Below are 13,731 nucleotides of genomic sequence, written 5' to 3'. Positions count from 1 at the left end.
GACTGGTCTTGACATAAAAAAAACCGGTATGGAACCGGTTTTTGTTTTATGCTCTTGGTTTATTGAACTTTCGATGATCGTTTTTATTGTCGTTTCGATTATCAGTTCTTGGATTTTTTTTCTTTTTAATTTTCTGAACGAATTCCCTTTCCTTGACTTCGGCTAATTTTAATCGCTCAGGAATTTCAAGTTTTCCTTTTGATAATGCAACCAGGTCTTTAAATATTTTCTCGTCAGGAACACTGTCTTTATTCCAATTAAGGAATGATTTTTTCATGTGATTGGCAATCATTATTATGAGAGCATCTTTTTCCTTCGGATCTTCAAGTGCGATGGCTTTTGCAATTAAAACTTCTACCGTACGGCCATAATGACGATACTTTATTCTTTTAGTGCTGTAAGGCAATCGATCAGGTTTTTCAGCTAACTTTTCCCTTGTAGGGGCTTCGTAAGGCGAGTCGATGTCTAAATTAAAATCAGACATGATGGCTATATGATCCCACAGTTTGTGTCTAAAATCACTAACATCTCTAAGGTGAGGATACATATTTCCCATAATGGCAATAATACTTTTTACCACATGGTTTCTCTGAGCCCTGTCTTCAACAGTTAGGGCATAATCTACCATTTTGTGAACATTTCGTCCATATTCAGGAAGAATTAGATATTTCCTGCTCGAATTATAATCCATTTATTTTGTTGTTGTTTTAATCTGGTAATAACTTTTTTTATACGATAGGTAATTTTGGCAAACTTGTAAGAATGCAACGCAATAGCACAAAAAAATGAAGATAGTTATAAGTACTATTGAAGAATCTAAGATTTCACTGGTTTTACTAAACGAAGTAGAAAAGAAGCTTTAATGAATTGTTTTTAACGAATTAAACAACTACAGAAAATCTTAGAACTCAAGGCAAATGTAACAGATTTCTTCTTTCAATACAAATAGTTAGCGTATTTATCCTACAATTTTAAGTTTTGCGAATTTTAGCAGTAACTGTTTTTGACCTACATTTTGAAAGAACACGGTTGCTTTGATGTTTGGTTTGCTTCCTTCCATTTGCAAAACTTTTCCTTTGCCAAAGCGCTGATGCTCTACAATCATACCTGGTTGTATTTGTTCTGGATTGGAAGGGATAAAATTAGGATCATTAGCCTGACTACTACTTGTATTGTTACGAGTAATGGGTTGATTTAGTTTTGGTTTCGATGAGAAACTTTGTTTTGCTTCGAATTTTTTTGGTTGATTTACGATTTCAGAATCGGTTCTGCTTTGTAAGTTTTCATTTCCGGCTCCCGAAAAATCAGGCTCCGATTCATATTGAAGATCCATAAATTTCTCATCAATTTCATTGATGAAACGACTTGGCCGGGGATAACTAATGTTTCCCCATTTGTATCTCGATTTGGCAAACGATAAGGTGACTTTTGTTTCGGCTCTGGTTAAAGCAACATAAAACAGCCTGCGTTCCTCTTCTAATTCATGCTGAGTGCTGGTAGCCATCTGCGAAGGAAATAAATCTTCTTCTAATCCTACTATGTGTAAGTGCGAAAATTCCAGACCTTTTGCCGAGTGAATGGTCATTAAGGTCACTTTGTTCCGATCTTCATCTTTATCCTTGTCCTGATCGGTTAACAGTGCAACATCTTCCAGATAATTGGCCAATTGCAATTCGTTGCCTTCTTCCAATGAGTTTTGTGTAAATTCCTGAATTCCGTTTAACAGCTCCTGAATGTTTTCATGTCGGGAGACTCCTTCAGGCGATCGGTCATTATAAAGATCATGGACAATACCTGTTGTTTTGGCAACGTAATTCGCAAGGTCGATAGCTGTGTCGGTATCTTGTCTTTTCTGAAAATCAGTGATTAAAGCTGCAAATTTCATCAGTTTCGAGATGGTTCCGGAGTTGATTCCATAGGGTCTTTGGTTCAGACCGCAAATCACATCCCAAATACTGCATCCGTTTTGGGTGGCAGCATCCTGCAGTTTGTTAACGGTAGTATCTCCAATTCCTCTTTTGGGATAGTTAATCACCCTTTTAATTGCTTCTTCATCATTAGGGTTTACCGTCATGCGGAAATAGGAAAGCAAGTCCTTAATTTCTTTTCTCTGATAGAAAGAAAGTCCGCCATATATTTTATAGGGCAAATTTAGTTTGCGTAATGATTCTTCAAAAATCCGCGATTGAGCATTGGTTCTGTATAGAATAGCAAAATCCTGATATTGAAGATGCTCACGCATTCTTTCCTCGTAAATGGCATTGGCAACAATGTACCCCTCTTCGTGATCGGTAAGTGCTTTAACAACTTTTATCTTTTCTCCTTCTTCGTTTTCCGAAAAAGATACTTTTTTTATCTGATCGAGGTTTTTATGAATAACACTATTTGCCGCATTCACAATATTTTGTGTCGATCTGTAATTCTGCTCTAATTTATAAAGCTTGTATTTTGGATAGTCGTTTTTAAAATTGAGTATATTTTCAATTTTTGCACCGCGAAAAGAATAGATACTCTGGGCGTCATCACCAACAACACATACGTTTTTATGGTTTTCGGCAAGCTTTTTTACAATTAAATACTGAGAGTAATTGGTATCCTGATACTCATCAACCAAAATGTATTTAAATTTGTTTTGGTACTTGGCTAATATTTCAGGTTTGGATTTAAAAAGAATATTGGTCTGCAATAAAAGATCATCAAAATCCATCGCATTGGCTTGCCGGCATCGCTGACTGTATTTTTTGTAAATTTCAAAAATTAGCGGCCGGCGATTGCTCGAGTCAATTTTTTGAATGCCGGAGTTTTGAGCATATGAATTAGCGGTGACCAAATTATTTTTTGCTGATGAAATTCGATTCAAAACTTCATTCGCCTTATATACCTTATCATCAAGCTGCATTTCTCTGATAATAGCTCTAAGCAGATTGCGCGAATCTTGAGTATCGTAAATCGTAAAATTAGAATCAAAACCCAAATGCTCGGCTTCGTATCGTAATATTTTCGAAAATATGGAGTGAAAAGTTCCCATCCAAAGCGATTGAGATTGTTGTTGATCGACAAGATTACCGACCCTCTCTTTCATTTCCCGTGCGGCTTTATTGGTAAAAGTTAAAGCTAAAATGGAGTAGGCAGGAATTTTCTGATTTAGAAGATGGGCAATTCGATAGGTTAAAACTCTTGTTTTGCCCGATCCGGCTCCGGCAATAATCAGCGATGCTCCATTAATATTCTCAACGGCTTCTCGTTGTACCGGATTTAACTCATTTAAATATTCCATTCTTTATCTTTCCAATTATTTCGAAGCTCAAAATTAATATTTGAACTGTAATTTTTGTCTTTTTTTTGAATATTACTCCATAAAAAGCATTTAGTGTGAAGTAAACTAGTGTTCTAATGAGGTGTCATCAAAGGCCTTACTACAGCCTTTTGCTGGTTTTGTTTATCCTTTAGTAGGTATTTCGCAAATAAAGATAATTGTTTAATAATAGAAAAAACGGCTTAATTTTTTTAATATTGTAATTCCAGATATATCATAAAACTATTCATACATCACTATGAGAATTAAGTCCAACTTAATAGATTCGATGACAATTTTTCGCTGTGCACTTCTTGTGATATTTGCAGTCTTGTCTAATCCGATTTTCTCGCAGATTACTGCACCAACAGCTAGTTATAGCTCCGCAACTCATTATACGAGTCCCCCACAGGATGATATTTTTGTCTTTTGTGATAATATAGGTGCCGGTGTTGGTGAATTAAAAGCAGTCTCTAATGATGGAACCTCAGGTTGGACTTTCACATGGATGAAATGGGATTCAGGTGCAGCTGATTTTACAATTCCGGTAATTATTGAGAATAATCAGAGTGAGTCTGTTCTTACAAATCTTTCTGATGGACTATATAGGGTAGTTGTTGAAAAAGGATTGGAAACATTTGAAGATCAGGCGTGGGTGTTGAATAATGCTAATGCGAACCCAAGTTTAACACTGATATTAATGGATTGTGTGGGATTGCATTTTGTGGCATCATTTCTTCCGGTTGATTTAAAGTATAATGATATTCGATCAGGTAATCCAAATGATTTGAAAAGTGTTCTGGATGAAACTACTGATCGGGTTGTGAAATTTTCTATGCTGAGAAATTCGGAGGTAATTTTAAGTGCCGCTGAAAGTTTAGGTGTGTTGCCCTATTTACAAACAAACAAAAGTTTTATCGATTTGGAAGCCTTTGAAGGCGAACGGCCATATGTTGTTGTTGTACAAGATCAATACAATTGTGTTTTTGAGTCAGTGACAATAATGACTTCTACTGATAAAGTAAAAGCAGAATTTTCTGTTGATCCGATGGCTGGTGAAGCCCCGTTGGAAGTTGCTTTTGATAATAAATCTGTGAATGCTGATGATTTTGAATGGTTCCTTTATCAGGATTTTGATCGTATTGCAAATGCCACTACTGTTGAGGATAGTCTTCTTGTTGATGGAATAATTACTGATGAGGGGCCTATTGATTATACATATTTACATCCTGGAAATTATTTTGTGAAACTAATAGCTTCGTCAGAAAATGTTGATGGAACATGTATCGACGAATTTAATTTTAAAAAAGAAGGAACACCAATTGTAGTGGATACTTCTTTGGTGCAGGTTCCAAATGTATTTACCCCTAATGGAGATGGTAGGAATGATATTTTTAGAGTAAAATCTCAGTCATTGAAAAGTTTTAGTGCAACAATTATTAACCGATGGGGAAGAGTCGTATACGAATGGAAAGATCCTGAAGGAGGCTGGAATGGAAAAGTTAATGGGAAATGGGCAACTCCGGGAACCTACTTTTATGTGATTACTGCAACGGGTAGGGAAGAACAAAAAAAGAAATATACTAAGAAAGGCTCTTTTATGCTGATCAGAAAATAGGATGTTGAGATATAAGAATTATAAATAGAAAAAGGCCTCATTCGAGGCCTTTTCTTTTTTATGCTTCAGCAGTTTCTTCTTGATAAGCTGCTAAAAGTTCAACCTGAACTTCGTTTGGAACTTTTTCGTAGGTGTCAAACTCCATGGTGAATTGAGCTCGACCTCTGGTTAAAGAACTTAAAGTAGTTGAGTATTTGTTCATTTCCTTTAAAGGAACTTTGGCTAGAATCTTTTGAAATCCTTTTTCAGCTTCCATTCCCATAATCATTGCACGACGAGATTGTAAATCACTCATTACATCACCCATTCGATCTTCAGGCACCAATACTTCAATATTATATATTGGTTCGAGGATTTTTGGGCCTGCATTTTTAAAGGCGGCGCTAAAAGCATGTCGGCCAGCTAGTCTAAACGAAATTTCATTTGAATCAACAGCGTGCATCTTACCATCATAAACAACCACTCGGATATCTCTGGCATAAGATCCTGTAAGGGGGCCTTCATCCATTTTTTCCATAATACCTTTTTGAATGGCTGGAAGAAAACGAGTATCTATAGCACCTCCAACTATACAGTTGCAGAAAACTAATTTTCCACCCCAGCTTAAATTAGTTACATCAGTACCACGCAGGTTTACCTTCATCTCTTTACCATCTATTTTGTACATTGTCGGATCGGGCATTCCTTCAGTATATGGCTCAATAATCATATGAACCTCTCCAAATTGACCAGAACCTCCTGATTGTTTTTTGTGGCGATAATCTGCCTGAGCAAGTTTGGTGATAGTCTCTCGATAAGGAATCTTAGGAGTTAGGAACTCAATCTCAATATGATCGTTGTGACTCAATCTCCATTTAAGGGTGTTCATATGGAATTCGCCCTGTCCGTGTAATATAATTTGTTTTAGTTCTTTTGAATATTCTATTGTTATTGTAGGGTCTTCTTCATGCATTCTATGCAGAAGTTCTCCTAGTTTCTCATCATCAGCATCATCTTTAGCTTTTACAGCGGTTCTGTACTTTGGTTCAGGAAATTGGATGTCTTTGTATACAAAATCACAATCTTTACAATTTAATGTATGATTGTTTTTCGTGTTTTTCAATTTTACAGTTGCGCCTATATCGCCGGCAACAAGCTCACTAACTCTCTCTCTGTTTCTACCTGCAATAACATACAGTTGAGAAACTCTCTCTTTTATGTTGTTATTTATATTGATTAAATCGTCACCTTCTTTAATTCTTCCTGATATAACTTTAAAGTAACTTACTTCTCCAATGTGGGGCTCAATGGATGTTTTGAATACGAAAACTGAAGTTGGGGCATTGGGGTCGCATTTTGCTTCTCTTCCGCTTACTGTTGGTATAGCAGGCATTTCTGTTACGAATGGAACGATGTTTCCAATAAATTCCATTAATCGACGTACGCCCATATCTTTTTTGGCTGAAACGCAGAAAACAGGAAAGAAATCACACGCGATCATTCCTTTCTTCATTCCGGTTCGCATTTCATCTTCTGTTAAAGTCCCTTTTTCAAAAAAAAGTTCCATCAAGTCTTCATCATTTTCTGCAGCCGATTCAACAAGCTCATTGTGCAGTTCATTGGCTTTATCAATTTCAGAGTCCGGTATAGGAAGTATTTCCGGTTCTCCTCCGTCAGGACCCCATTGATACATTTTCATTTTTAGTACATCAATAAGAGCATTAAAATTTACGCCAACGTTTACGGGATACTGTACGATTGAAACTTTACTGCCAAAATTTGTTTTGGCCGATTCGATGCATAACTCAAAATTAGCTTTGTCATGATCGAGTTGATTAACAACAAATATCAAAGGTTTATTTAAAGCTGCGGCTCTACGTCCTATAATTTCGGTACCAACTTCTACACCATTTAAGGCATTAATAAGCATTAAACCTGTATCAACAACATTGAGGGCTGAAATAACTCCTCCGGAAAAATCATCTGCGCCGGGAGTATCTATAAAATTAATCTTCTTTCCTAACCACTCTGAGTAAAGAACCGTTGAAAAAACAGAGTTCTCATATTCGTGTTCTACAGGGTTGTAATCAGAAACGGTGCTATTATCTTCCACGTTTCCGCGTCTTGTAATAACACCGCCTTCAAATAGCATTGCTTCAGCAAGGGTAGTTTTACCCGAGCCGGCATTGCCAATGAGGGCGATGTTTTTAATTTCATTTGATTGATACACTTTCATAATGGTATTTTTTTTGGTTTGAAAAAAATGTATTTATTTTGGGTTTGAAGTTGATAAAACTTCATTTTGACTCATAAGGTTTTCTAAATTAATTAACTTTTTAGTTAGATACAATATACATTAAGGGATCGAAGGACATAAAAATTGACATCTATAAATTTTGATCGTATTTTTAACTTTTACTCCTTAATTTTACTGGGAGGCACGGCTCTTTTTAAAATAAACTCAAATAGCATATTTTTTTGATAGAGAATAACTTGTCTTTTCTAAAGGCTTTTCTTACCTTTGTGCGCTGATTTAAAGGGGTTTTATAAAATTACATGGCTGAATTGCTGATTTTATAAAATAAATAATACCTTTGCAAACCAAATTGTTAAAAATATTTAATTAAAAAAGTAATTGTTAATATGCCTACAATTCAACAGTTAGTTAGAAAAGGAAGAACCAAGCTTATCGATAAAAGCAAGGCTCCGGCATTGGATTCTTGTCCACAGAGGAGAGGGGTTTGTGTTCGTGTGTATACGACTACACCTAAGAAGCCTAACTCGGCTATGCGTAAAGTTGCCCGTGTTAGATTGACTAACGGAAAAGAAGTGAATGCTTACATTCCAGGAGAAGGACACAACTTACAGGAACACTCGATCGTTTTGATTAGAGGTGGTCGTGTAAAAGATCTTCCAGGGGTAAGATATCACCTTGTTCGTGGTGCTCTTGATGCTTCAGGAGTAGAAGGTCGTAAACAACGTCGTTCTAAGTATGGTACTAAGAGACCAAAAGCTAAAAAGTAATTAATTCTAGTTTTTAAAACTGTGAGTTAATGTTTATGTGTTGTTCTCTATTAAGTTGAGTAAATGATCGTGAGATTTTTGAAGACTGAACCAGGCAGCTACAACGGATAACTCGTAAACTAAGAGAAAATGAGAAAGTCAAGACCAAAAAAAAGGATTTTATTACCAGATCCAAAGTTTAATGACGTTTTGGTAACAAGATTTGTTAATGACTTAATGGTTGATGGAAAGAAAAACCTTTCCTTTAAAGTGTTTTATGATGCTTTAGAAATCGTTAAAACGAAAACAGAAAAGCTAGAGAAATCTCCACTTGAGATTTGGAAAAAAGCTTTAGAAAACATTACTCCAGCAGTAGAGGTTAAGAGCCGACGCGTAGGTGGAGCAACCTTTCAAGTTCCTACAGAGATTCGTCCTGAAAGAAAAGTTTCAATCGCTATTAAAAGTATGATTCTTTTTGCACGCAAAAGATCTGGTAAATCTATGGCTGAAAAATTGTCTGCGGAAATTCTTGGTGGATACAATGAAGAAGGTGGAGCTTACAAGAAGAAAGAGGATACACATAGAATGGCTGAAGCTAACCGTGCTTTTGCTCACTTTAGATTTTAATAACTGTTAAGCGATTCTTAAAGAATATGGCAAAGAGAGATTTAAAATTCACCAGAAATATTGGTATCATGGCGCACATCGACGCCGGTAAAACAACTACCACTGAGCGTATTTTGTATTATACCGGAGTTTCTCACAAAATTGGTGAGGTGCATGATGGTGCGGCTACAATGGACTGGATGGAGCAAGAGCAAGAGAGAGGTATTACAATTACTTCTGCTGCAACTACCTGTTTTTGGAATTACGACAGCGAAAAGTATCAGGTAAATATTATTGATACTCCGGGTCACGTTGATTTTACCGTTGAGGTAGAGAGATCATTGCGTGTGTTGGATGGAGCTGTTGCATGTTTTTGTGCAGTTGGTGGTGTTGAGGCACAATCAGAAACGGTTTGGAGACAAGCTGATAAATATAAAGTACCACGTATGGGTTTTGTAAATAAAATGGACCGTTCAGGTGCTGATTTTTACAAGGCTGTTCGTGAAGTAAGAGAGAAATTAGGAGCGAATCCAATTCCTGTTCAAATTCCTATCGGAACTGAAGAAAGTTTTAAAGGTGTGGTTGATTTGATCGCAATGAAAGCTGTTATTTGGTATGATGACGAGAACGGAACTAATTATACGTTAGAGGATATTCCTGATTACTTGGTTGAAGAAGCTAATGAGTGGAGAGAGACACTTGTAGAAGCTGTTGCAGTGCATGATGAAGATATGATGGAGCGTTTCTTCGAGGATCCGGATTCTATTACTGAGCAGGAGCTTTTAAATGTGATTCGTAAAGCTACTATTGCTATGGACATTGTTCCAATGTTGTGTGGTTCGGCATTTAAAAATAAAGGTGTTCAACGTTTGTTGGATGCTGTTATTACATTCTTGCCATCTCCATTAGATGTTGATGCTATTGTTGGTAAAGTTCCCGGAACAGATGAAGTTGTTTCAAGACAACCTTCTGTTGATGAGCCTTTGGCGGCTTTGGCATTTAAAATTGCTACTGACCCGTTTGTAGGTCGTTTGGCATTTACTCGTTTGTATTCTGGATCTATTGATGCAGGTTCTTACGTTTATAATGTTAGAACAGGTAACAAAGAACGCATTTCGCGTTTATACCAAATGCACTCAAACAAGCAAAATGCGATTGATCGTGTTGAAGCAGGTGATATTTGTGCATGTGTTGGTTTTAAAGATATCAGAACTGGTGATACATTGTGTCAAAAGGAAACTCAAATCGAGTTGGAATCGATGGATTTTCCAGAGCCAGTAATTGGTATTGCTATTGAGCCTTTAACTCAGAAGGATCTTGATAGGATGGGAATGGCATTGGCTAAATTAGCTGAAGAAGATCCAACTTTTCACGTGAAAACTGACGAAGAATCAGGACAAACAGTTATTAGTGGTATGGGTGAGCTTCACTTAGATATCATTGTTGACCGTTTGAAACGTGAATTCAAGGTAGAGTGTAATCAGGGTGCACCTCAGGTTGCATACAAAGAAGCTATTACCGGAACTGTTAATCACCGTCAGGTATTTAAGAAACAGTCTGGTGGTCGTGGTAAATTTGCTGATATTATTTTCAACTTGTCTCCAGTGGATGCTGATTTTGAAGGAGAAGGACTACAGTTTGTAGACAAGGTTAAAGGTGGTAATATCCCTAAGGAATTTATCCCATCTGTACAGAAAGGTTTCAAAGAAGCAATGAAGAATGGTGTGTTGGCAGGTTATACTGTTGATTCATTAAAAATTGAGTTGCTTGACGGATCTTTCCACCCGGTAGATTCTGATCAGCTTTCGTTTGAATTGGCTGCTAAGCAAGGATACAGAGAAGCTTGTTCAAAAGCGAAACCGGTACTTCTTGAGCCTATCATGAAAATTGAAGTTATCACACCTGAAGAATACATGGGAGATATCATTGGTGACTTGAATAAGCGTAGAGGTCAGATTGAAGGAATGGAGTCTAAGCATGGAGCACGTGTTGTTAATGCTACAGTACCATTGTCAGAGCAATTTGGATACGTTACTGTATTGAGAACCTTATCCTCTGGTCGAGCAAATTCTTCTATGGAATTTGATCATTTTGCTGAGGTGCCAAAAGGTATTGCAAAAGAAGTGGTTGAAAAAGCCAAGGGTAAAGTTGAATTACTATAGTTTTATCGTATAATATTAAATAATATGAGCCAAAAAATTAGAATTAAACTGAAATCTTACGATCATAACTTGGTTGATAACTCAGCTGAGAAAATCGTTAAGACAGTTAAGGCTACAGGTGCGGTAGTAAGTGGTCCTATTCCACTTCCAACTCACAAAAGAATTTTTACCGTTCTTCGTTCAACTTTCGTGAACAAGAAATCAAGAGAGCAGTTTCAACTTTCTTCATTCAAACGTCTAATTGATATTTACAGTTCAACTGCAAGTACAATTGATGCTCTTATGAAACTAGAGTTGCCTAGTGGAGTTGAAGTAGAAATTAAAGTTTGATAAACTGTTACATTTATTTTTAAAAAAATAAAGAAAAATGCCAGGATTAATTGGAAAAAAAATCGGAATGACTTCCGTTTACAGTGCCGAGGGAAAAAATATTCCATGCACTGTCATTGAGGCAGGTCCATGTGTTGTAACCCAGATCAAAACTATTGAAACTGATGGTTACGAAGCACTTCAGTTGGCTTTCGACGAAAAGAAAGAAAAGCGAACAACGAAGGCGCTAGATGGGCACTTTAAAAAGGCAAACACAACCCCTAAGAAAAAACTTGTTGAATTCAGCGATTTTGGAGCTGAGTACAAGTTAGGAGATCTTATTACAATTGATATTATTGAGGAGTCTACTTTTGTAGATATCACAGGTATATCAAAAGGTAAAGGTTTTCAAGGGGTAGTGAAACGTCATGGTTTTGGCGGAGTAGGAGGACAGACACACGGTCAGCATAACCGTTTGCGTGCTCCAGGTTCTATTGGTGCTGCATCTTACCCAGCTCGCGTATTTAAAGGCATGAGAATGGCCGGACGTATGGGTGGGGACACTGTGAAGGTGGAAAACCTTCAGGTTCTTAAGGTTATTCCTGAGAACAACTTATTATTAGTTAAAGGATCTCTTCCAGGGTCTAAAGGTTCATACGTAATTATTGAAAAGTAATGGAATTAACTATTTTAAATAAATCTGGAGAAGATACAGGCAGGAAAATTGAGTTGAACGACTCGGTTTTTGCAATTGAACCAAACGAACACGCTATTTACCTAGATGTTAAGCAGTATTTAGCTAACCAACGTCAGGGAACTCACAAATCGAAAGAAAGAGCTGAGATCTCAGGTAGTACTAAGAAGATAAAGAAACAAAAAGGTACTGGTACAGCTCGTGCGGGTAGCATTAAATCGCCTGTGTTCAGAGGGGGAGGACGAGTATTCGGTCCACGTCCAAGAAACTATAGTTTCAAATTGAATAAGAAATTAAAGCAATTAGCTCGTCGATCAGCTTTAAGTTTAAAAGCTCAAAATGATGGTTTGTTAATTATCGAAGATTTCAATTTTGAAGCTGTTAAGACAAAAAGTTTTGTTGAACTTCAAAAAAACCTGAAAGTATCTGATAAAAAAGTGCTTTTGGTGTTAGCCGAAGACAATAAAAACATATATTTGTCTTCTCGTAATTTGAAGAATGTTGAAGTTGTACGTGTTTCTGACCTTGCAACTTACGATATTATGAAAGCTTCAACTTTGTTATTTGTAGAGAGCTCCGTAAAAGGGCTCGATGAAATGTTTAAACTAAATTAAGTTTAAAAGATGGAAATTTTAATCAAACCGATCGTTACCGAGAAGATGACAGCCCAAAGCGAAAAACTAAATTGCTTTGGATTTGTCGTGGATCGCAGAGCGAAGAAGATCGAAATTAAAAAGGCAATTGAATCAATGTACAATGTTAAGGTAGCGGCAGTTAATACCATGAATTATCAAGGTAAGAAGAAGAGTCGTTTTACTAAGGCTGGTGCAATTGAAGGAAGAACTGCTTCTTTTAAGAAAGCGATCGTTACTTTAGTTGATGGGGATAAAATAGATTTTTATAGCAATATTTAATTAGAAAATGGCTGTACGTAAATTAAGACCTGTAACTCCTGGTCAAAGGCATAAGATTCTTAATACCTTTGAGCAGGTTACTACAGACAAACCTGAAAAATCATTGTTAAGACCAATGAAAAAAACCGGTGGTAGAAATAACTCCGGTAAGATGACAATGAGATATATAGGTGGTGGTCACAAAAGAAGATATCGAGTTATTGATTTCAAAAGAGACAAAGATGGTGTTCCTGCCAAAGTGGTTTCGATTGAGTACGATCCAAACCGTACTGCACGCATAGCTTTGCTAGTGTATGCTGATGGTGAGAAACGTTACATCGTCGCTCCAAATGGATTGGAAGTTGGTCAATCTTTGCTTTCTGGAAATAAAATAGCTCCTGAAATCGGAAATTCAATGCCATTATCTGATATCCCATTAGGTACAATAATTCATAATATTGAATTAAGACCCTCTCAAGGTGCAGTGATGGCTCGTAGCGCTGGTGCATATGCTCAACTCGTAGCACGAGATGGCAAGTATGCATCTATCAAATTGCCTTCTAGTGAAGTTAGAATGATTCTTGTAACCTGTAAGGCTACCATCGGAACCGTTTCTAATACTGACCATGCGTTAGAAAGAAGTGGTAAAGCCGGACGTACTCGTTGGTTGGGAAGAAGACCTAGAGTTCGTGGTGTGGTAATGAATCCAGTAGATCACCCAATGGGTGGTGGTGAAGGTAAATCTTCAGGTGGACATCCACGTTCTAGAACAGGTGTTTTAGCGAAAGGTTTCAAAACCAGAGCTAAAAAGAATGCTTCTAATAAGTATATTGTTGAAAGAAGGAAAAAATAATTTGATAATTAGATTGTTATGAGTCGTTCATTAAAAAAAGGACCTTTTATCGATTTCAAGCTGGAAAGACGAGTATTGGGACAAAACGAATCAGGGAAAAAAACAGTTGTTAAAACCTGGTCAAGACGTTCAATGATCTCTCCGGATTTCGTAGGTCATACGATCGCCGTGCACAACGGAAACAAATTCATTCCTGTTTATGTTACTGAAAACATGGTAGGACATAAATTAGGTGAATTTGCACCAACTCGTACTTTTAGAGGACATGCTGACAAGAAAAAACGATAAGCATGTCATTGGTTTTAATTAACATTTTGAA

Annotated in this window: 13 protein-coding genes; 10 read left to right on the top strand and 3 right to left on the bottom strand. The window is 36.8% G+C overall.

The window, feature by feature from the left end; translation table 11 throughout:
* Positions 1-46: 46 nt before the first annotated feature.
* Positions 47-691: a DUF4290 domain-containing protein gene (locus tag QUH73_RS03785; RefSeq protein ID WP_289529129.1), complete on the bottom strand. Its 645-nt coding sequence runs from the start codon at positions 689-691 to the stop codon at positions 47-49.
* A gap of 267 nt (positions 692-958) precedes the next feature.
* Positions 959-3,277, bottom strand: coding sequence for an ATP-dependent helicase (locus QUH73_RS03780; protein WP_289529128.1), 2,319 nt, complete (start codon positions 3,275-3,277; stop codon positions 959-961).
* Positions 3,278-3,584: 307 nt separating this feature from the next.
* Between QUH73_RS03780 and QUH73_RS03775 the strand changes: the two genes are divergently transcribed.
* Positions 3,585-4,913: a gliding motility-associated C-terminal domain-containing protein gene (locus QUH73_RS03775; RefSeq protein WP_289529127.1), complete on the top strand. Its 1,329-nt coding sequence runs from the start codon at positions 3,585-3,587 to the stop codon at positions 4,911-4,913.
* Positions 4,914-4,971: 58 nt separating this feature from the next.
* On the opposite strand, the gene QUH73_RS03770 is transcribed toward QUH73_RS03775, so the two are convergent.
* Entirely contained in the window at positions 4,972-7,128 is a 2,157-nt protein-coding gene (locus QUH73_RS03770) for an elongation factor G (protein WP_289529126.1), read from the bottom strand.
* Positions 7,129-7,535: 407 nt separating this feature from the next.
* On the opposite strand from QUH73_RS03770, the gene rpsL reads away from it, so the two are divergent.
* The 9 genes from rpsL (at position 7,536) to rpsS (ending at position 13,700) form a co-directional block, all read left to right on the top strand.
* The gene (rpsL, locus tag QUH73_RS03765) at positions 7,536-7,916 is read left to right on the top strand and encodes a 30S ribosomal protein S12 (protein ID WP_101259654.1); all 381 of its coding nucleotides are present in this window, start codon (positions 7,536-7,538) and stop codon (positions 7,914-7,916) included.
* Positions 7,917-8,045: 129 nt separating this feature from the next.
* Positions 8,046-8,522, top strand: a complete 477-nt coding sequence (gene rpsG, locus QUH73_RS03760; RefSeq protein ID WP_124992442.1) for a 30S ribosomal protein S7 — start codon at positions 8,046-8,048, stop codon at positions 8,520-8,522.
* Between the two features lie 26 nt (positions 8,523-8,548).
* A complete protein-coding gene (gene fusA / locus QUH73_RS03755) occupies positions 8,549-10,663 on the top strand; it encodes an elongation factor G (protein WP_289529125.1) in 2,115 nt (704 codons plus the stop codon).
* A 24-nt stretch (positions 10,664-10,687) separates the two neighbouring features.
* On the top strand, positions 10,688-10,993 hold the full coding sequence (gene rpsJ / locus QUH73_RS03750; RefSeq protein WP_096428449.1) for a 30S ribosomal protein S10: 306 nt from the start codon (positions 10,688-10,690) through the stop codon (positions 10,991-10,993).
* Between the two features lie 37 nt (positions 10,994-11,030).
* Positions 11,031-11,648 (top strand): 50S ribosomal protein L3, encoded by a 618-nt coding sequence (rplC, locus tag QUH73_RS03745; protein ID WP_289529124.1) that lies wholly within the window; start codon positions 11,031-11,033, stop codon positions 11,646-11,648.
* Positions 11,648-12,280 (top strand): 50S ribosomal protein L4, encoded by a 633-nt coding sequence (gene rplD / locus QUH73_RS03740; RefSeq protein ID WP_289529123.1) that lies wholly within the window; start codon positions 11,648-11,650, stop codon positions 12,278-12,280. Before rplC ends, rplD begins: the two co-directional genes overlap by 1 nt.
* A 9-nt stretch (positions 12,281-12,289) precedes the next feature.
* Positions 12,290-12,580: a 50S ribosomal protein L23 gene (gene rplW, locus QUH73_RS03735; protein WP_101308157.1), complete on the top strand. Its 291-nt coding sequence runs from the start codon at positions 12,290-12,292 to the stop codon at positions 12,578-12,580.
* Positions 12,581-12,587: 7 nt separating this feature from the next.
* Positions 12,588-13,412: a 50S ribosomal protein L2 gene (gene rplB, locus QUH73_RS03730; RefSeq protein WP_101308158.1), complete on the top strand. Its 825-nt coding sequence runs from the start codon at positions 12,588-12,590 to the stop codon at positions 13,410-13,412.
* Positions 13,413-13,430: 18 nt separating this feature from the next.
* On the top strand, positions 13,431-13,700 hold the full coding sequence (rpsS, locus tag QUH73_RS03725; RefSeq protein ID WP_101308159.1) for a 30S ribosomal protein S19: 270 nt from the start codon (positions 13,431-13,433) through the stop codon (positions 13,698-13,700).
* Positions 13,701-13,731 lie beyond the last annotated feature (31 nt).

It is taken from the genome of Labilibaculum sp. K2S (assembly GCF_030372765.1).
Lineage (GTDB): Bacteria > Bacteroidota > Bacteroidia > Bacteroidales > Marinifilaceae > Labilibaculum.
Note: the sequence above shows the minus strand (reverse complement) of the source record. Positions and strands in the feature narration are given on the sequence as shown.

What these genes read in the sequence shown, in the direction of transcription:
- rplD (WP_289529123.1), top strand. Translation starts at nt 11,648, where the DNA reads ATGGAATTAACTATTTTAAATAAATCTGGAGAAGATACAGGCAGGAAA.
- QUH73_RS03780 (WP_289529128.1), bottom strand. Translation starts at nt 3,277, where the DNA reads ATGGAATATTTAAATGAGTTAAATCCGGTACAACGAGAAGCCGTTGAG.
- rplW (WP_101308157.1), top strand. Translation starts at nt 12,290, where the DNA reads ATGGAAATTTTAATCAAACCGATCGTTACCGAGAAGATGACAGCCCAA.
- rplB (WP_101308158.1), top strand. Translation starts at nt 12,588, where the DNA reads ATGGCTGTACGTAAATTAAGACCTGTAACTCCTGGTCAAAGGCATAAG.
- rpsS (WP_101308159.1), top strand. Translation starts at nt 13,431, where the DNA reads ATGAGTCGTTCATTAAAAAAAGGACCTTTTATCGATTTCAAGCTGGAA.
- rplC (WP_289529124.1), top strand. Translation starts at nt 11,031, where the DNA reads ATGCCAGGATTAATTGGAAAAAAAATCGGAATGACTTCCGTTTACAGT.
- rpsL (WP_101259654.1), top strand. Translation starts at nt 7,536, where the DNA reads ATGCCTACAATTCAACAGTTAGTTAGAAAAGGAAGAACCAAGCTTATC.
- QUH73_RS03775 (WP_289529127.1), top strand. Translation starts at nt 3,585, where the DNA reads ATGACAATTTTTCGCTGTGCACTTCTTGTGATATTTGCAGTCTTGTCT.
- rpsJ (WP_096428449.1), top strand. Translation starts at nt 10,688, where the DNA reads ATGAGCCAAAAAATTAGAATTAAACTGAAATCTTACGATCATAACTTG.
- QUH73_RS03785 (WP_289529129.1), bottom strand. Translation starts at nt 691, where the DNA reads ATGGATTATAATTCGAGCAGGAAATATCTAATTCTTCCTGAATATGGA.
- QUH73_RS03770 (WP_289529126.1), bottom strand. Translation starts at nt 7,128, where the DNA reads ATGAAAGTGTATCAATCAAATGAAATTAAAAACATCGCCCTCATTGGC.
- fusA (WP_289529125.1), top strand. Translation starts at nt 8,549, where the DNA reads ATGGCAAAGAGAGATTTAAAATTCACCAGAAATATTGGTATCATGGCG.
- rpsG (WP_124992442.1), top strand. Translation starts at nt 8,046, where the DNA reads ATGAGAAAGTCAAGACCAAAAAAAAGGATTTTATTACCAGATCCAAAG.